The organism is Elioraea tepidiphila DSM 17972, assembly GCF_000378465.1.
GTDB lineage: Bacteria > Pseudomonadota > Alphaproteobacteria > Acetobacterales > Acetobacteraceae > Elioraea > Elioraea tepidiphila.
In genome coordinates, this window is record NZ_KB899921.1 from 101,288 (window position 1) to 118,296 (window position 17,009).

Consider the following 17,009-nt stretch of genomic DNA (forward strand, 5'->3'; position numbering starts at 1 on the left):
CGAGGCCGGGCCGCGTCACGCCGCCGGCAGCCGCACCACGAAGCGCGCGCCGATCACCGCGCCCGAATCGTCACGCCGGTTCTCGGCGGTGATGCGCCCGTGCAGCGCCTCGACGATCTGGCGCGAGATCGACAGCCCGAGCCCCGAATGGGCGCCGAAGCGTTCGCCCTTGGGCCGTTCCGAGTAGAACCGCTCGAAGATGTGCTCGAGCTTGGCCTCGGGGATGCCCGGCCCCTCGTCCTCCACCGCGACCTCGACCACGCCGCCCGCGCGCCGTCCTATCAGCCGGATCGTGCCGTCAGGGGGGCTGAACGACACGGCATTGCCGATCAGGTTGCGGAACACCTGCACCAGCCGCCCCTCGACGCCGTTCACCACGAGCCCGTTCTCCGGCGCCTCCAGCACGATGCGGGGCCCGTGCGGCTCGCGCGTGGTCTCGTGGATGTCGGCCAGGGTCGCGAGGATCGGCGCGACATCGACCCGCTCGGTGACCGTGCGCGCAAGCTCGGTATCGACCCGGCTCGCGTCCGAGATGTCGCTGATCAGCCGGTCCAGCCGCTGCACATCCTCGGCGATGACGGCGAGCAGGCGCTGCTGGCGCTCGGGGTCCTGCACGCGGCGCAGCGTCTCGATCGCGCTGCGGATCGAGGTCAGCGGGTTCTTGATCTCGTGCGCGACATCGGCGGCGAAGCGCTCGATCGCGTCCATCCGCGCCCAGAGCGCGGCCGCGCTCTCGTCCAGCGCCTGGGCGAGCGCGCCGATCTCGTCGCGCCGTGTCCGGAGCGAGGGGCGCACATGGCCGCGCCGGCCGCGCCCCTCGCGCATGCGCTCGGCCGCGCGCGCGAGCCGCAGGAGCGGCCGCGCGATCGTGGTCGAGAGGTAGAACGAGAGCGCGACCGTGAGCGCCAGCGCCAGTCCGAAGGCCGCGATGATGGTCATGCGCACCTGGAACAGGGCCTCGTCCACCTCGCGCGCCTCGCGCGTCAGCAGCACGATGCCGACCACGTCGCGGTTGCGCAGTGCGGGCACCGCGACCGAGACGACAAGCCGCCCGTCCTCGGTCCGGCGCACCTGCGGCGCCGCCTGGCCGGCGGCGGCGGCGGCGAGCAGCGGGCGGATGTCGGGGGTCCACTCGCCGTCGCCCGGAATGGTGGGGAAGCTCGTGCCGCGCGGCAACAGGGCCATCACGGTCTCGTAGGCGGCGACGACGGCGGCGGCGAACGGGCCGCGCTGCGGCGGGGGAGGGGGCAGGGGCTCGGTGGTCACGGCGCCGCCCGGCCCGGTGATCACCCGGCTGTCCGCGACCAGCTCGCCGTCGGGATCGTAGAGCCGGGCCTGGGCGAAGGGCGTGGGCTCGACGAGGCGGCGCAGCAGCGGCCGCGCGAGGTCGGGCACCAGCACGGGCCGCTCCGGGTCCTCGATCGAGGTCGCGCTCTCGCCGATCGCGCCGGCGAAGACCTGCGCCTGCACGCGCAGGGAGGCGGCCTCGGCGTCGATCAGCCCGTCCTGGTAGGTGTCGAGATAGAGCAGGGCCGCGACCAGCAGCCCGAGCGGCAGCGCATTGACCAGCAGGATGCGCCGCAGCAGCGGCGAGAACACCAGCTTGCGCAGCCGGCGCTGCGGAGCGCGCGCGAGGTCGTCGGCGGGATCGACGCCCGTCAACCGTCCCGAATCGGGCATGACGGCACCGTGGAGGTCATTCCTCCTTGTAGCGGTAGCCGATGCCGTAGAGGGTCTCGATCTGCGCGAAGCCGGTGTCGACCGCGCGGAACTTCTTGCGGATCCGCTTCACGTGGCTGTCGATCGTGCGGTCATCGACATAGATGTTCTCGCCATAGGCCGCATCGATCAGCTGGTCGCGCGACTTGACGATGCCGGGCCGCGCGGCGAGCGCCTTGACCAGCAGGAACTCGGTGACGGTGAGCTGCACCGGCTGGCCCTTCCAGGTGCAGAGATGGCGGTTCTCGTCGAGCGAGAGCGACCCGCGCGAGAGCACCCCGCCGGCGGGCTGGCCCGAGCCTTCGCCGCGGGCGAGTTCGTTGCGGCGGAGCAGGGCGCGGATGCGCTCGATCACCAGGCGCTGGCTGAACGGCTTGGTGATGTAGTCGTCGGCGCCGAGGCGGAGCCCCATCAGCTCGTCCACCTCCTCGTCCTTGGAGGTGAGGAAGATCACCGGCAACGCGGTCTGCTTGCGCAGGCGCTGGAGAAGTTCGAGCCCGTCCATGCGCGGCATCTTGATGTCGAGCACGGCGAGATCGACCGGTTTGGCGGTGATCCCGTGCAGCGCGCTCTCGCCATCGGTATAGGTGCGCACCTGGTAGCCTTCGGCCTCCAGCGTCATCGCGAGCGAGGTGAGGATGTTGCGGTCGTCGTCGACCAGGGCGATGGTCTGCGGCATCGGGGCCTCGGCCAAGGGAACGGGCTGGGTGGAGGCCTGGGGGGTCATCGCGGTCTGCATGGTCCCCAGGCTGACGCGCCATTGTGGCTGATCTCGGACGGAACGTGAACGGATCATGGCACGCGCATCGGACAACGCAGTTCCCCCACCCGAGGTTGCAGCGCGCGCGCTGATTCGCGGCGCGAAGGAGGCCATGCTCGCGACTGTCTCGGCCTCCGGCCAGCCCTTCGCCTCGCTGGTGACGCCGGCGGCGGCGCCGGATCTGGCGGTGCTGCTGTGGCTGTCGCAGCTCTCCGGCCATACGCGCCATCTGATGGCGGATGGACGCTGCTCGCTGCTGTTCGTGGGCGCCGCGGCCGGGCCCAACCCGCAGAAGCGGCCGCGCGTGACGGTCACCGGGGTCGCGGAGCGGGTCGAGGGCGAGGAGGCCGCGTCCCTGAAGGCGCGCTGGCTCGCGCGCCACCCCTATGCCCGGCTTTATGCGGACCTGCCGGATTTCCGGCTGTGGCGGGTGGTGCCGCAGGAGGCGCTGTATGTCGGCGGGTTCGCCATGGCCCGCCGCGTGCCCGGCTCGGCGCTGCGGCCCGACGCGACCGCGGTCGCCGCGCTGACGGCGGCCGAAGCCGAGATCCTCGACCACGTGAACGCCGAGCACGCGGATGCGGTCGCGGTGATCGTGCGCCGTCTGCTCGGCCGGGCTGGCCGGGGCTGGCGCATGGCGGCTGTGGATGTGGATGGCTGCGACTTCGCGCGCGGGAACCAGGTGGCGCGGCTGGCGTTTCCGAACCCGGTCCAGGACGCCGACGGGGTGCGCAAGGCGCTGATCCTCGCCACGCGGGCGGCACGTGAAGCGGCTCAAAATATGGGCGAGTCGTAGGTTTTTCGCCATTTTTTGACCTCGCTCCTCGCCGACCCTATCTACGGCCCAATCGTTCGACCCCACCCTGCCTCAGAACCACGCGAGGAAGCGCCCATGCCGCAGCCGACCATCACCATTCCCGGCCTTCACCCGACCCGGACCGTGCGCGCGAACCTCGCCGCGCCGGTGCTGATCGAGGCGGCGGTGGCGCGGGGGGAGGGTCGGCTCGCCGCCTCCGGGGCGCTGGTGGTCAACACCGGCCAGCACACCGGCCGCAGCGCCGGCGACAAGTATGTGGTCGAGGAGCCCTCGGTGCGGGATCAGATCGACTGGGGCGCGGTGAACCAGCCCCTGTCGCCCGACCGCTTCGCCATGCTGCGCGGCCGCGTCGCTGGGTATCTCGCCGGCCAGGAGCTGTTCGTGCAGGACCTCTACGCCGGGGCCGATCCGGCGCACCGCATCCGCGTGCGCGTGGTCACCACGGGGGCTTGGCATGCGCTGTTCGCGCGCAACATGTTCATCCGCCCCGCGGCCGAGGACCTCGACGGCTTCGTGCCGGACTGGACCATCCTCCACGCGCCCGGGTTCCACGCCGATCCGAGGCTCGACGGCACGCGCGGCGACTGCGCGATCGCGCTCTCGTTCGACTGGCGGGAGGTGGTGATCTGCGGCACGTCCTACGCGGGCGAGATCAAGAAGTCGATCTTCACCGTGATGAACCACCTGCTGCCCGAGCGCGGCGTGCTGCCGATGCACTGCTCGGCCAATATCGGCGCGCAGGGCGACGTGGCGCTGTTCTTCGGCCTCTCCGGCACCGGCAAGACCACGCTCTCCTCCGACCCCACGCGCCGCCTGATCGGCGATGACGAGCACGGGTGGGGCGAGAGCGGCACCTTCAACCTCGAAGGCGGCTGCTACGCCAAGGTGATCCGGCTCGACCCCGAGGCCGAACCGCAGATCTGGTCGGCCATGCACCGATTCGGCACGGTTCTGGAGAACGTCGTGGCCGACGAGACCACGGGCGTGCTCGACCTCGAGGATGCGCGGCACACCGAGAACACGCGCGCCTGCTACCCGATCGAGTTCATCGAGGGCGCGCTGCCGGGAGGGCGCGCGGGCCAGCCGCGCCACGTCTTCATGCTGACGGCGGATGCGTTCGGCGTGCTGCCGCCGATCGCCAAGCTCACGCCCGAGCAGGCGATGTACCACTTCCTGTCGGGCTACACCGCGCGCGTGGCCGGCACCGAGAAGGGGCTGGGAAGCGAGCCGAAGGCGACCTTCTCGGCCTGTTTCGGCGCGCCGTTCCTGCCGCGCCCGCCGGCGGTCTACGGCCGGATGCTGGCGGAGCGGATCGCGCGCCACGGTGCGGCGTGCTGGCTGGTCAACACGGGCTGGACCGGGGGCGCCCATGGCGTCGGGCGGCGGATGCGCATCGCCGATACCCGCGCGCTGCTCGCGGCGGCGCTGGACGGCAGCCTGGCGCGCGCGCCGATGCGCAAGGACCCGTTCTTCGGCTTCGCGGTGCCGACCGCCTGCCCGGGCGTCGATGCGCGCGTGCTCGACCCGCGCGGGACCTGGGCCGATGGCGCCGCTTACGATGCGGCGGCGCGGGAGCTCGTCGGCCGGTTCGAGCGCAACTTCGAGCGCTTCGCCGCCGAGGTGGACGACCGCGTGCGCGAGGCGGCGATCCGGGCCGCGGCGTGAGGCCGGTCAGCCGTCCTCGAGCCTGAACCGCGCGGCCACCAGCGGGTCTTCGAGCGCGGACGCATCGGCGCGGGCGCTGCGCACCTCCACCCGGTCGAACCAGGGGGTCACCCCGGTCGCGCGGCGGATGAACAGCGCGTGCAGCGCCGCGGCGAGCGACGCGCGGCTGCCGCAGCAGGAGCAGGCGGCGCTATGCGCGGGCCGCTCCGCAGCCAGCCGCTCGACCAGGGGGGTGGCACGCGGCGCCAGCGCCGTCTCGTCCACCACGAGCGCCGCCCCCGGCGGCGGCCCGCCTGGGCGCGGCGCGGCGAAGCGCACGGGAATGCGGTCGTCCATAGCTCGACATAAAGACATGTTTATGTCATCAGCAAGCGCATGCGTGAGGTCCTCGCCGCTCTGCGGGCCATTGCCGAACCGACCCGGCTCCGCCTCGTCGCGCTCGCGACCGAGGGCGAGTGGTGCGTCGCCGACCTGGTCGAGATCCTCGGCCAGTCCCAGCCCCGGCTCTCGCGCCACCTGAAGCTGCTGACCGACGCCGGGGTTCTCGCGCGCGCCCGCGAGGGCGCGAACATCTTCTTTCGTCTCGCCGAAACCCCCGGCGGCGCGCTCGCGCGCTCGGCGCTCGCCCGGCTGCCCGAGGACGATCCGCAACTCGCCGCCGACCGTCACCGCGCGCGCTCCCTCCGCGCCGTCCGTGCCCGCGCCGCCTCCGCCGCGTTCCAGGCGAACCCCACCGCCTGGGACGAGCTCCGCGCGCTCGACCTGCCCGCCGCCGCGATCGAGGCCCGCCTGCTCGCCGACCTGCCGCCCGGGCCGCTTGGCCGGCTGCTCGACATCGGCACCGGCACCGGGCGGATGCTGGAACTGCTCGGGCCCCGCGCCGAGGCCGCCACCGGGATCGATCTCTCGCGCGAGATGCTCGCCCTCGCCCGCGCGAGGCTGAGCGCGGCCGGGCTCGCCCACTGCGCGCTGCGCCAGGCCGACATGACGCGGCTGCCATTCGGCCGTGCCAGCTTCGACCTGATCACCCTCTCGATGGTGCTGCACTACGCCGACGACCCGCCGGAGGTGCTGGCCGAGGCCGCGCGCGTGCTCGCCCCCGGCGGCACGGTCGCGATCATCGACCTCGCCCCGCACGGCGACGACGCGCTGGTGCGCCGGCTCGCGCATCGCTGGCCGGGCTTTCCCGCGCCGCAGCTCGCCGCTTGGCTCTCTGCCGCCGGGTTCGCCTCGCGCCCGGCCGTGGTCATTCCGGGTCCGCTCACCGTGCACCTCCATCTCGCCGCCCGCCCCGTGCCCGCGCCCGCGCCCCAGGGCGCGGCCCGCATCGACGCCTGAGGAACGCCATGTCCCGCCCGCATCTGCTCGACGCCCTGCGTGACCACGTCCTGCTCTGCGATGGCGGCTTCGGCGCGCGCATCCAGGCGATGACGCTCGACATCGAGCGGGACTTCCTGGGCAAGGAGAACTGCACCGAGGTGCTGCTGCTCTCGCGCCCCGACATCGTGCGCGAGATCCATCGCGGCTACTACGAGGCCGGTGCCGACATGGTGGAGACCAACACCTTCGGCGCCTCGCCGATCACGCTCGCCGAGTTCGGGCTGGAGAACGAGGCGTTCGCGCTGAACAAGGTCGCGGTCGAGCTCGCGCGCGAGGCGGCCGAACAGTTCAGCGACGGCCGGCACCGCTGGGTGGTCGGCTCGATCGGTCCGGGCACGAAACTGCCCACCCTCGGCAACATCGACTACGACACGCTGGAAGCCGCACTGACCGTGCAGGCCGAGGGGCTGATCGCCGGCGGGGCGGACGCGATCCTGATCGAGACCTGCCAGGACACGTTGCAGATCAAGGCTGCCGTGAACGGCTCGAAGATCGCGCGCGCGCGCGCCGGCAAGGAGGATCTGCCGGTGTTCGTGCAGGTGACCGTCGAGACCACCGGCACGCTGCTGGTCGGGCCCGACATCTCCGCCGCCGCGACCGTGATCCATGCGCTCGACGTGCCGCTGATCGGGCTGAACTGCGCGACCGGGCCGCAGGAGATGGCCGAGCATGTGCGCTGGCTCGCGCAGAACTGGCCCGGGCTTCTCAGCGTGCAGCCGAACGCCGGCCTGCCCGAGCTGGTCGACGGCAGGACGCACTATCCGCTGACGCCCGAGGAACTCGCGGTCTGGCTGGAGCGCTTCGTCGCCGAGGACGGCGTGAACCTCATCGGCGGGTGCTGCGGCACCAACAACACGCATATCGCGGCACTCGATGCGATGCTGCGCAAACGTGCGGGTGCCGCGCGCCGCCCCGCGCCGGCGCCGCGCAAGCCCGTCTGGGTGCCGTCGGTCGCCTCGCTCTACACGGCGACCGCGCTCCGCCAGGAGAACGCCTATTTCTCGATCGGCGAGCGCTGCAATGCCAACGGCTCGAAGAAGTGGCGCGAGCTCCAGGCCGCGAATGACTGGGACGGCTGCGTGGCGATGGGCCGCGAGCAGGTGGGCGAGGGTTCGAACAGCCTCGACATCTGCACCGCCTTCGTCGGCCGCGACGAGCTCCACGAGATGAGCGAGGTCGTGAAGCGCTTCACCTCTTCGGTGAACGCGCCGCTGGTGATCGACAGCACCGAGACCAACGTCATCGAGGCGGCGCTGAAGCTGCACGGCGGCAAGCCGATCATCAACTCGATCAATTTCGAGGAGGGCGAGCGCGCCGCGCGTGACCGCATGATCCTGGCGAAGAAGTTCGGCGCCGCGGTGATCGCGTTGACGATCGACGAGGCCGGGATGGCCAAGACCGCCGAGGACAAGCTCCGCATTGCGAAGCGTCTCGTCGAGTTCGCCTGCGACCGCCACGGCCTGCCGCAGTCGGACCTGCTGATCGATCCGCTCACCTTCACCATCGCCACCGGCAACGAGGACGACCGCAAGCTCGGGCTTTGGACGCTCGACGGCATCCGGATGATCCGCGAGGCGTTCCCGGACATCCAGATCATCCTGGGCCTGTCGAACATCTCCTTCGGGCTGAACCCGGCCGCGCGGCATGTGCTGAACTCGGTGTTCCTCGACCATGCGCTGCGCGCCGGCATGACCGGCGCGATCGTGCATGTCTCGAAGATCAAGCCGCTGCACCAGATCCCGCCCGAGGAGGTGCAGGTGGCGGAGGACCTGATCTTCGATCGCCGCCGCGAGGGCTACGATCCGCTCCAGCGCATGCTGGAGCTGTTCGCCGACCGCAAGGCGGCCGACACGGGCAAGCGCAAGCGCGCCGAGACGGTCGAGGAGCGGCTGAAGGACCGCATCGTCGATGGCGACCGCAAGGGGCTGGAGGACGATCTCGCCCAGGCGATGGCCAAAGGGATCGCGCCGCTCGACATCATCAACACCATCCTCCTCGACGGCATGAAGGTGGTGGGCGAGCTGTTCGGCGCGGGCAAGATGCAGCTTCCCTTCGTGCTGCAATCGGCCGAGACCATGAAGGCGGCGGTCGCGTATCTCGAGCCGCACATGGAACGGGTCGAGGGCCAGACCAAGGGCACTGTCGTGCTCGCGACCGTCAAGGGCGACGTGCACGACATCGGCAAGAACCTGGTCGACATCATCCTCACCAACAACGGCTACCGGGTGATCAACCTGGGGATCAAGGTGCCGCTCGCCGACATGCTGAAGGCGGCCAACGAGAACCGTGCGCACGCGATCGGCATGAGCGGGCTCCTGGTGAAGTCGACCGTCGTGATGCGCGAGAACCTCGAGGAGATGACGCGGCTTGGCGTCGACATCCCGGTGATGCTCGGGGGCGCGGCGCTGACGCGCAACTACGTGGAGCAGGACTGCGCGCTCGCCTATGGCGCGGGGCGTGTGGCCTATGCGCGCGATGCCTTCGATGGACTGCACCTGATGGACAAGGTGGTCGGCGGGCAGTTCGACGACTATCTCGCCGCGGTGCAGGCGAAGCGGCGCGGCAAGCCCTCGAACACGCGTCGCAAGCTCGGCGAGGCGGCGGATGCGGCGACAGCACCCGTCGATCGCGCCTATGCCCGGGCGCGACGGCGGCGGCTGGCCGATGGCTACGTGCCGCCCACCCCGCCGTTCTGGGGCCCGCGTCTGCTGGAGGCGCCGACCAAGGCGGTGGTGCCGTTCATCAACGAACGCTCGCTCTACCAGTTCCAGTGGGGCTTCCGGAAACAGGGACGGCGGCTCGAGGATTTCCTCGGCTGGGCGAAGCAGGAGCTGCGCCCGGTGCTGAAGCGGATGCTGCGGCTCTGCGAGGAGGAGCAGATCCTGAAGCCCCAGGCGCTCTACGGCTACTGGAAGGCGGCCGGCGAGGGGAACGACGTGGTGCTGTTCATGGAGGACGGCCGGACCGAACTCTGCCGCTTCACCCTGCCCCGCCAGGCGAAGGAGGACGGCGAGTGCATCGCCGATTTCTTCCGCGACATCGATGACGGGCCGGAGAACCGCGACGTGATCGGGCTTCAGGTGGTGACGGTCGGGCAGAAGGCGTCCGACATGGCGCGGCAGTGGTTCGAGGCGAACCGCTACCAGGACTATCTCTACCTGCACGGGCTTTCGGTGGAGGTCGCGGAGGCGATGGCGGAGTACGTGCACAAGCGCATCCGGGCGGAGTGTGGCTTCGCGTCCGAGGACGACCGCGACATCGACAGGATGCTGCAGCAGGGGTATCGCGGCAGCCGCTACTCGTTCGGCTATCCGGCCTGCCCGAAGCTCGAGGACCAGTTGCCGCTGCTGAGCCTGCTGGACGGCGAGCGGATCGGCGTATCGCTGTCTGACGAGTGGCAGCTCCATCCGGAGCAGAGCACCAGCGCGATCGTGGTGCTGCACCCGCGGGCGAAGTATTTCTCAGTCTAGCGCATAGTCCTCGTAGATGGAATCGGAGAGGCGCGCACCCTGTGGCGGTGTCCAGTCGACCGTCCCGTAGTCGAGCTCGATGCCTTCCGGCTCGGCCGCCATCGCTGGCCGCGATGCGGCTTGTGCGGTACGGGCGACGTAGCCGCGAACGGTGCGCGGCGTGGTGACAGTGGGCACCGCCACGCAGGCATCCACTGGCAGCCGAGCCGGAACGTGCTCTGTGACCCAGGCCAGCAGCGTGGCGGCGTTCGGCGCGACACCGGGCGCGGCCGGGAAGACGGTGGGATCGTCGGCCGGGCGCTTGTCGATCACGGTGAGCCGCGTCGAAAACGTCGTGCCGTGCCTGGCATAGACGCGGCCGTCGACGGCGGCGGAGAAGACGACGCGGCCGCGCTCCTGCAGCCGGACATAGGCGTCGCGCCAGGCCGGTGAGTCGGGCGCGAAATTGGCGCCGGTGATCGCGACCAGGCGGCCGCCATCGGCGAGCCGCGCCAGCGCCGAGCCGATATGGCGGAGCGCTGCGTCCGCCATGCGGCCTTGCACATTCACCATTGCCGAGAACGGCGGGTTCATGATGACGACGCTCGGCACGATGGCGGCGTCGAGGTGGTCGTGAATCTGCGCGGCGTCATGCCGGCTCACGGCGATGTCCGGAAAGAGGAGGGCGAGAAGCCCGGCGCGAGTCTCCTCCAGCTCGTTGAGGACGAGCGATCCGCCCGCGATCTCGGCGAGGATGGCGAGGAGGCCGGTTCCGGCCGAGGGCTCGAGCACGTGGTCGCCGGGCCTAATGGCGGCGGCCGTCGCGACCGCGAGCCCGAGCGGCATCGGTGTCGAGAATTGCTGGAGGGTCTCGCTCTCGATCGAACGGCGCGTATGCGTCGGCAGAAGCCCGACGATCTTCTCCAGCATGGGGAGGGCCAGGGCCGGAGAACCGGCCTTGCGCAAAAGCGCCTTTCCGTATTTGCGGAGAAACAGGACGGTCGCGGCCTCGCAGGCGTCGTAGGCCGATTTCCAGTCCCAGGCGCCGGACGTGTCGGAGCCGCCGAAGGCCTGCTCCATCGCAGCGCGAAGGGTTGCCGCGTCGACCTGACGGCCCTGTTCGAGATGCGGAAGGAGATGGTGCGCGGCTGCGCCGATGCAGCGAGCGATATCGGAGGGAGACGCAAGCGGCGACGCCGCGACCGCGGGCGCGGCCGCGAGAGCGGTGGACGGGGTCATGTCGGTGAACCTCGGGAGAGCGGAGACGGGCGAGCCGGCCGGCGCTCTCTCTGGACCGCTCCGGCTCAAACCCGTCCCGGCCAGGCTCTCCCTCTCGTCACGCCGCCGCCTTCACCGCGCGCCGCCACGCACGCGAGGATCAGGGAGCCGGTTCGTCCGGCAGGGTTGCGGACGGCGGCACGTAGGCGTCGAAGGGGTTGCCGTCGGCGAGATGGCCGAACGGCGTGAACACGAAGTCCGTGCCGTCGCGCCCCACGGCGCAGATGACGTAGCGTGCCTCGCCGGTGATGGCGTCGGCGCATTCCATGAGCGCGAGGTTGCCGTCCGCCGCAGCACGGAGCAGCGTCGCGAAATTGGCGCGCGCGTGATCGGGGATGCTCATCGCGCACCTCGCTTTCCCGGCCGGGCGGACAAGGTGCGGTCGAGCCAGCCATTGGTCGCGATCCAGGCGACGGTCCTGCGGCGGCCGAGGTCGAGGACGTGCGCGCCGCCACCGAAGGCGTTCACGCGCGGGCGCGAGCAGGTATTCGCTCACTGAAAGCCCCACCGTCCGGTGAGGCCGAATTCCTCGGCGCAGCGGAGCACGAATTCGATGACAGCCTGAGGATCGCCGGTCGTGTCATCGCGAATCCAGAGCTGCGTTCCGCCATGCTCGGGCTGGATGGAAAGAAGAAACGCCTCGGATGGCGGGTCCTCGGCGGTGTTCTCCTCCATCATGCGATTGTAGAGATCGAGCGCACGCGCGGCGTTCTCCGGCGTGCGGACATCGAGAAGGCAGGAGAAGTGCGTGAAGAAGTCGGCCATGTCAGGCTCCTGAAACGACGAAGCCCGGCGCGATGGCCGGGCTGGTTGAAGGACGGGGTTGCGGTTGACGGCGTCAGAGCCGGAATTCAGCGACGAGGCGCTGCGCGTTGGCGTGATGCTCCAGCATCTCGCGGTAGAATTGCTTGCGGGCCTCCCGCTTCGCCGGATCGCGCCGTGCCGATCGCGTGAGTTTGCGCCGTGCCGCGCGGATCACCGTGCGGTCGCTGTCCCAGACGGTGACGCCGAGGCGGAGATAGGTGCCGTGCATCTCAGCCTCCGTCCGCCTGCTTCGCCGCTCGCAGGGCGGCGAGCGCCGCGCGGAATTCCGCTGCGCCCACTTCCTCCGACAAGTCGATGTTGGCGGCGACGGACACGCATGCGCTGTGAATATCAGCGTCCGACACGGCGCCCGGGCTGAGACTCGCAAACTCGGCATCGGTCTCGACGATCGCGGCGATCTGGTCGCGGACGCGGTCCTCCTGGAGCTGCGCGAGGACGTGACGTGGGCGTGGAGCCGTGACGGGTTCGTCGGGATCGCGCGCTCCAGCAAGGATCGCCTCGGCCTTCGCGACCGCGGCGCTCGCCCGTGCGAGCCAGTAGGCATCCGTGCGCCGCTGGGCGACCTCATCCGCAATGACGATCTTCAGAAGGCCGAACAGCACCTCGAAGTGCGCGGCCTTCCGCTGAATGGTTTCATCGAAGTGCGATGGGACCGGGACGGTGTCACCTGAATAGGCAGCATCCGCCCCAAGCCAGATGCCGGTGACATAGGTTTCGCCGGCAGCCTCGTAGTCGAGCTTGTCGTTGGACCAGTCATCGTCCTCGATGGCCCGGCGGCAGGCTTCGGCTGGTGTTGCAGCCTCATAGGTGCGCTGCCGGTAGACCGGCACGCGGTAGGTCGTTTCAACGGTGTAAGCGGGCATGACAGCCTCCTGAAAACGCGAAAGCCCGGCGCGGCGGCCGGGCTGTTGGGGTTGGGTGGAGAGAAGGCGGGCTAGTAGCCGAATTGCCATGACGGCCAGGGCTGGCCGTCATCAGCTGCCTTGACCGCCTCCTCGAGATAGTCGGCATCGCCTTCCACGACGGTCGGGCTCTCGACGGGCGTTTCGTCGATCACCTTCACGCTGTGGACGAGGCCGTCCTCGACTTCGACATGGACGGGCACGAGATACTGGAAGACGACGCGGCAAGGCGTGGCCGAGCTGAGCTTGGTCATCGGATTGCTCCTGATTGTGGGGCGGCAGGAGCGGTGAGGCCGCTCCCGCCGTGGTCGCGTCACTCGGCGGCGATCATCGCCGGGTCGTCGGCATCGCCTTCGCCGTCATCCGCCTGCTCGTCCTCGTCGTCGGTGAGGAAGGCCGGCAGCGCTTCCTCGCCTTCGGCCTCGCTCGCGTCTGTGGTGCTCGTGTCGGGATCGGCGGATCGCAGCGGCTCCGGCAGCCAGCCGGCGTCGGCGAGCAGCCGTTCGGCTTCCTTGGCCATCTCGGGCTTCTTGAGGTGGTCGATGAGCTGCGCCTTCTGCTCACCGAGGGCTTCGCGCACGGCTTCGACGATCCGGCTCTTCGTGACGCGGCCGAGATAGTTCGCCACCGTCGGCCGCCAACCAGCCTCCACCATGTCGAGGCCGGTGGCGCGCGCCAGCCGATCGGCATCGCGCATGCGCCGGTCGAGCCCGTGCTGGGTCACGCCATAGCCGCTATGGGGGTTCGGCCGCTCATAAAGCGCGTTGATCCCGTAGCTGACGCAGTGGGCGAGCAGCGCGAGGCGGCTCGCATCGTCGAGCTCGGCGATCCAGTCCCACAACCGATCGTCGTCATCGAGCGGCATGTCCGCCTTCCAGGCTTCCATGCGCGCCTGGATGGCCTTGGCGGAGGCGCTGTCCTTCAGGTCGGTTGCCTGAACGGGGAAGTGGACCTCCCGGACCGACGCCTCGACGGCGCAGCCGTGCGCGTTGCGCTTGAACGCATCGAGCACCAGCCTGTGTAGGAGCGCCGTCAGCGCGACATGCGGATGGTTGGCGACCACGTCGCGCAGCGCCAGCGTGCGATGGGCGGTGAGCTCGATGACCAGCCGCTCGGGCAGCGGCTTGATGGCGTCGTCCTCCTCGTCATCGTCCGCGTCCGTGCCCTGGCCGCCAATCGTGATGACGGCGCGTTGAGCGGACGGCGCCGCGGGAGCATCGTCCCCGTCGGATTCTCCGTCGGTTTCGGCGTCGCTGCGTCCGACGGTGATCGGCGCCTCGTCTTCGGGCCGCACATAGCCGCGATCGACCACGAGGTCGCCGTCTCGATCGACGCTGACGAAAACGCCGGCGCGCGCGATGTCGGCGGGGTCATAGACGACGGGACGCTTCTCGAAGGCTTCAAGCGCCTCCTCGATCTCGCCCAGGCGCCGGTCGATCTCGTCCGGCAGCTCGTCGGCGCCGTCATATTCCGCTTCGAGCCGGTCGTACTCGGCGCGCAGCGCCTCGCGTTCGTCCCGCTCTTTCTCGGTGAGATCGACGAAGGTGCCGCCGATCTGGCGCAGGCCGTGGTCGTAGCCGTAGGGCAGGTCGAGGTCGATCTTGATCCACTTCCAGCCTTCGGCGGCGATCTCGTCCGCGACCGCCTTCAGCTTCTCGCTGACCAGGCGGTGAAGGAGCGCCGGGTCGGCGAGCCAGCCGCCGTCGTCGTCCTCGAACAGGTCGCGCAGAACGGCGCCTCCTGCCGCGACATAGGCGTCGATGCCGACCAGGCGCGCCCGCTTGTCGGAGGCGGGGATCGTGGTCTCGGTCAACAACTGGCGGATATGCCAGGGCTGCCGATTGTAGGAATGCTGCACGGCCTCCCACACCTGCTCCTGGCGCTGGTGGTCCGGGTTGACGGTGAAGGCCATCAGCATGTCGAGCGTCATGCGCTCCTCGGCATAGGCATCGCGCAGCACGGGCGAGACCGCGTTGAGACGGAGGCGCTGCTTCACGACCTGCACCGTCGTGAGATAGGCCGCGGCGATCTCTTCCTCGGTCATGCCCTTGTCGAGCATGTCCTGGAACGCCCGGAACTGGTCGAGCGGGTGAAGGCCGGCGCGCAGCAGGTTCTCGGCGAGGGAGTCGTCCTCGGCGAGGATTCTGGTGTCGGACTTGCGCACGATGCAGGGGACGAGTCCGTCCTTCGGGAAGCGCTTGGCTTTGACCAGGCGCTCGATCGCGCGATAGCGGCGCCCGCCCGCCGGCACCTCGAACATGCCGGTCTCGTTGCCGTCCGCGTCGAGAATGGCGCGCACGTTGAGGCCCTGCACGAGGTCCTCGCGCCGGTCGATGTCATGGACCAGCTCGTCGAGCTCGGCCTCCGGCCGGGTGCGCCGGACGTTGGACTCCGAGAGCACGAGCTTGTTGAAGGGGATGTCGCGCGAGCGCGAGAAGACGATCTTCCTGGCAGCCTTTGCCATGTCGGGATACTCCGCGACGGGCGCCGAGAGCCTCTCCCTCGGCTTCCAACCCGTCACGAAGCGAAGCGCCGCCCTCTCACTCTGAGGACGGCGCCGCCGCCTGGCGGTCCGGAGCGCAGAACCGGAGATGCGCAAACGCTCATCTCCGGTTCTGCGGGTTTCAGGATGGGCGTCACGCGTCATCGCGACGAGACAAGACCGCCTGGTAGAGGATGCGCTCGGCCGCCCGGATGCTTCCCGCTTCGCGGGCGGCCTCCGCCCAGACCGAGATCGGGAAGTCGCCGGTGAAGAGAATGTCGCGCTCGATTCCCATGCCGAAAGGCAGGACGATCGAGACCAGTTCCTCGAGCGAGAAACTGCCGAGCTCGGGACAGCCGAGATCGGCGAGGCCGAAGAGCGTGTCGCCATCGGCGTCCAGCTCGGTCGCGAGCCAGACGCCCTCGCCGAGCGGGTTGAAGAACTTGACGACGGGCACATGGTCGGCGCCGCGATCAAGGCCGTTAGCGAGCAGGCGCTCGCGCAGGTCGTCGGTCAGGAGGATCATGCTGCCCTCCTGTCGTTCGCGCGTTCGCCGGCCGTCTCGGTTTCGGGGAGGAACGCAAGCAGCCAGTCGGCCGCCTTGCTGGCCTGGGACGCGGCGCGGACGATGGCGCGATTGTCTTCGCGCAGCACCTCTAGCCACGAGCCGATGTAGTCGGCGTGGCGCACCGTCGGGATGATGCCGAGGGAGGCGCAGCAGAAGGCCGCGTTCATCTCGGCGACGAGTTCTTCAAAGGCGTACGTCTTCGAGCCGTAGGAGCCCGACAGGTCGCGGCCGAGGCGGGACGCATGCCCAGTCGCATGACCGAGCTCATGCAGGGCCGTGCGGTGCCAGTTTATAGGCTCGAAGTAAGACTGCGGCGGCGGCACCTGGACGTAGTCGTGGGCCGGCACGTAGAAGGCGCGATCGCCGCCAATGCGGAAGTCGATACCGGTCGCCTTGATCAGCGCCTCGACGCGCGGCTCGATCAGGCCGGGCTCCGGCGCAGGCGGCGCGACGGCAAGGCCGTCGGGCAGATCCTCGCACTGCGCGACGTTGAACACGGTGAAGCGCTTCAGAAACGGAATGGGCTGCGCTTCCTCGCCGGTCTCCTGCGCGCGCTTCTTCTCGTCGTCTGGAACGAAGCGATCGGCGTAGACGACGGTGGTGCCGCGCTCGCCTTTGCGGACATGGCCGCCGAGCGATAGCGCCTGGCGGAAGGTCAGCCAGCTCTGGACCGGAAAGCCATGCTCGACGACCGCGCCCCACAGGATCAGCACGTTGATTCCGGAGTAGACGCGGCCGGTGGCGGCATTCGCCGGCACGGCGAGCGGCGCCTTCGCCGCCGCCGTCCCCCAAGGCTGGACCCAGGGCACGCGGTCGGCCTCCAGCTCGGCGATGATCTTGTTGGTGATGTCGTCGTAAAGGCTCGCCCGGTTCGCGCCGGAGCGAGTGTTGCGTTGGTGTCTGGACATCGCGGTTCTCCGCGACGGGCGCCGGAGGCCTCTCCTCCAGCCCTCAACCCGTCACGGCAAACCCGGTCCGCACTCTCACTCTCTATAGGGGGCGTTGCGGGGTCTCCCCGCTAGAAGGGGTCGGCCCGAGACCGCGGCTCGGCCGCAGGGGAAGGCTTTCCCCTCAGTTCATTTGGATTGGCGCAGATAGTCGTAGTCTGGCTACGATCCAGTCGTTGAAGTCAAGCTTGCCCGGTTTTGAAATTGTTCATATAAT

At 69.8% G+C, this 17,009-nt stretch carries 15 protein-coding genes and 1 pseudogene; 4 read left to right on the top strand and 12 right to left on the bottom strand.

From position 1 onward, the window contains the following. Positions 1–15: 15 nt before the first annotated feature. Complete coding sequence (locus F563_RS0111075) at positions 16–1,680, bottom strand: HAMP domain-containing histidine kinase (RefSeq protein WP_019014745.1); 1,665 nt, start codon at positions 1,678–1,680, stop codon at positions 16–18. Positions 1,681–1,696: 16 nt separating this feature from the next. Then, positions 1,697–2,398, bottom strand: a complete 702-nt coding sequence (locus tag F563_RS0111080; RefSeq protein WP_026299506.1) for a response regulator transcription factor — start codon at positions 2,396–2,398, stop codon at positions 1,697–1,699. 115 nt (positions 2,399–2,513) lie between these two features. Here F563_RS0111080 and F563_RS0111090 point away from each other — a divergent pair, with 115 nt between their 5' ends. Together F563_RS0111090 and F563_RS0111095 are read left to right on the top strand one after the other, a co-directional pair. Next, on the top strand, positions 2,514–3,275 hold the full coding sequence (locus F563_RS0111090) for a HugZ family pyridoxamine 5'-phosphate oxidase (protein WP_026299507.1): 762 nt from the start codon (positions 2,514–2,516) through the stop codon (positions 3,273–3,275). Between the two features lie 96 nt (positions 3,276–3,371). Next, complete coding sequence (locus F563_RS0111095) at positions 3,372–4,961, top strand: phosphoenolpyruvate carboxykinase (RefSeq protein ID WP_019014748.1); 1,590 nt, start codon at positions 3,372–3,374, stop codon at positions 4,959–4,961. 6 nt (positions 4,962–4,967) lie between these two features. Here F563_RS0111095 and F563_RS23965 read toward each other — a convergent pair whose 3' ends face one another. Next, the gene (locus F563_RS23965) at positions 4,968–5,297 is read right to left on the bottom strand and encodes a hypothetical protein (protein WP_019014749.1); all 330 of its coding nucleotides are present in this window, start codon (positions 5,295–5,297) and stop codon (positions 4,968–4,970) included. 39 nt (positions 5,298–5,336) lie between these two features. Between F563_RS23965 and F563_RS22320 the strand changes: the two genes are divergently transcribed. Both F563_RS22320 and metH read left to right on the top strand, forming a co-directional pair. Beyond that, positions 5,337–6,299 (top strand): ArsR/SmtB family transcription factor, encoded by a 963-nt coding sequence (locus F563_RS22320; protein WP_019014750.1) that lies wholly within the window; start codon positions 5,337–5,339, stop codon positions 6,297–6,299. A gap of 8 nt (positions 6,300–6,307) precedes the next feature. Beyond that, positions 6,308–9,811 (top strand): methionine synthase, encoded by a 3,504-nt coding sequence (gene metH / locus F563_RS0111110; protein WP_019014751.1) that lies wholly within the window; start codon positions 6,308–6,310, stop codon positions 9,809–9,811. Here the strand turns inward: metH and F563_RS0111115 are convergent. The 9 genes and pseudogenes from F563_RS0111115 to F563_RS0111155 all read right to left on the bottom strand — a co-directional run bounded on the left by F563_RS0111115 (position 9,803) and on the right by F563_RS0111155 (position 16,753). Then, entirely contained in the window at positions 9,803–11,029 is a 1,227-nt protein-coding gene (locus F563_RS0111115) for an SAM-dependent methyltransferase (protein ID WP_019014752.1), read from the bottom strand. The two genes, metH and F563_RS0111115, sit on opposite strands and share 9 nt — an antisense overlap. Before the next feature lie 139 nt (positions 11,030–11,168). Next, on the bottom strand, positions 11,169–11,411 hold the full coding sequence (locus tag F563_RS0111120) for a DUF6117 family protein (protein ID WP_019014753.1): 243 nt from the start codon (positions 11,409–11,411) through the stop codon (positions 11,169–11,171). Further along, positions 11,408–11,833: pseudogene (locus tag F563_RS22325) on the bottom strand (hypothetical protein). The gene F563_RS0111120 and the pseudogene F563_RS22325 overlap by 4 nt, the downstream one beginning before the upstream one ends. A 73-nt stretch (positions 11,834–11,906) precedes the next feature. After that, the gene (locus F563_RS0111130) at positions 11,907–12,101 is read right to left on the bottom strand and encodes a hypothetical protein (RefSeq protein WP_019014755.1); all 195 of its coding nucleotides are present in this window, start codon (positions 12,099–12,101) and stop codon (positions 11,907–11,909) included. Position 12,102: 1 nt separating this feature from the next. After that, positions 12,103–12,756 carry a hypothetical protein gene (locus tag F563_RS0111135; RefSeq protein ID WP_019014756.1) on the bottom strand — a complete coding sequence of 218 codons (654 nt, stop codon included), beginning with the start codon at positions 12,754–12,756 and terminating at the stop codon, positions 12,103–12,105. 71 nt (positions 12,757–12,827) lie between these two features. Continuing rightward, on the bottom strand, positions 12,828–13,049 hold the full coding sequence (locus tag F563_RS0111140; protein ID WP_019014757.1) for a hypothetical protein: 222 nt from the start codon (positions 13,047–13,049) through the stop codon (positions 12,828–12,830). 59 nt (positions 13,050–13,108) lie between these two features. Then, positions 13,109–15,259 carry a ParB/RepB/Spo0J family partition protein gene (locus F563_RS0111145; RefSeq protein WP_019014758.1) on the bottom strand — a complete coding sequence of 717 codons (2,151 nt, stop codon included), beginning with the start codon at positions 15,257–15,259 and terminating at the stop codon, positions 13,109–13,111. A gap of 172 nt (positions 15,260–15,431) precedes the next feature. Further along, positions 15,432–15,803: a DUF2958 domain-containing protein gene (locus F563_RS0111150; protein WP_019014759.1), complete on the bottom strand. Its 372-nt coding sequence runs from the start codon at positions 15,801–15,803 to the stop codon at positions 15,432–15,434. Then, the gene (locus F563_RS0111155; protein ID WP_019014760.1) at positions 15,800–16,753 is read right to left on the bottom strand and encodes an ArdC family protein; all 954 of its coding nucleotides are present in this window, start codon (positions 16,751–16,753) and stop codon (positions 15,800–15,802) included. Before F563_RS0111155 ends, F563_RS0111150 begins: the two co-directional genes overlap by 4 nt. Positions 16,754–17,009: the final 256 nt, after the last annotated feature.

Coding starts and splice junctions, on each gene's coding strand:
- F563_RS0111075 (WP_019014745.1), bottom strand. CDS start 1,680: ATGCCCGATTCGGGACGGTTGACGGGCGTCGATCCCGCCGACGACCTC.
- F563_RS0111080 (WP_026299506.1), bottom strand. CDS start 2,398: ATGCCGCAGACCATCGCCCTGGTCGACGACGACCGCAACATCCTCACC.
- F563_RS0111090 (WP_026299507.1), top strand. CDS start 2,514: ATGGCACGCGCATCGGACAACGCAGTTCCCCCACCCGAGGTTGCAGCG.
- F563_RS0111095 (WP_019014748.1), top strand. CDS start 3,372: ATGCCGCAGCCGACCATCACCATTCCCGGCCTTCACCCGACCCGGACC.
- F563_RS23965 (WP_019014749.1), bottom strand. CDS start 5,297: ATGGACGACCGCATTCCCGTGCGCTTCGCCGCGCCGCGCCCAGGCGGG.
- F563_RS22320 (WP_019014750.1), top strand. CDS start 5,337: ATGCGTGAGGTCCTCGCCGCTCTGCGGGCCATTGCCGAACCGACCCGG.
- metH (WP_019014751.1), top strand. CDS start 6,308: ATGTCCCGCCCGCATCTGCTCGACGCCCTGCGTGACCACGTCCTGCTC.
- F563_RS0111115 (WP_019014752.1), bottom strand. CDS start 11,029: ATGACCCCGTCCACCGCTCTCGCGGCCGCGCCCGCGGTCGCGGCGTCG.
- F563_RS0111120 (WP_019014753.1), bottom strand. CDS start 11,411: ATGAGCATCCCCGATCACGCGCGCGCCAATTTCGCGACGCTGCTCCGT.
- F563_RS0111130 (WP_019014755.1), bottom strand. CDS start 12,101: ATGCACGGCACCTATCTCCGCCTCGGCGTCACCGTCTGGGACAGCGAC.
- F563_RS0111135 (WP_019014756.1), bottom strand. CDS start 12,756: ATGCCCGCTTACACCGTTGAAACGACCTACCGCGTGCCGGTCTACCGG.
- F563_RS0111140 (WP_019014757.1), bottom strand. CDS start 13,049: ATGACCAAGCTCAGCTCGGCCACGCCTTGCCGCGTCGTCTTCCAGTAT.
- F563_RS0111145 (WP_019014758.1), bottom strand. CDS start 15,259: ATGGCAAAGGCTGCCAGGAAGATCGTCTTCTCGCGCTCGCGCGACATC.
- F563_RS0111150 (WP_019014759.1), bottom strand. CDS start 15,803: ATGATCCTCCTGACCGACGACCTGCGCGAGCGCCTGCTCGCTAACGGC.
- F563_RS0111155 (WP_019014760.1), bottom strand. CDS start 16,753: ATGTCCAGACACCAACGCAACACTCGCTCCGGCGCGAACCGGGCGAGC.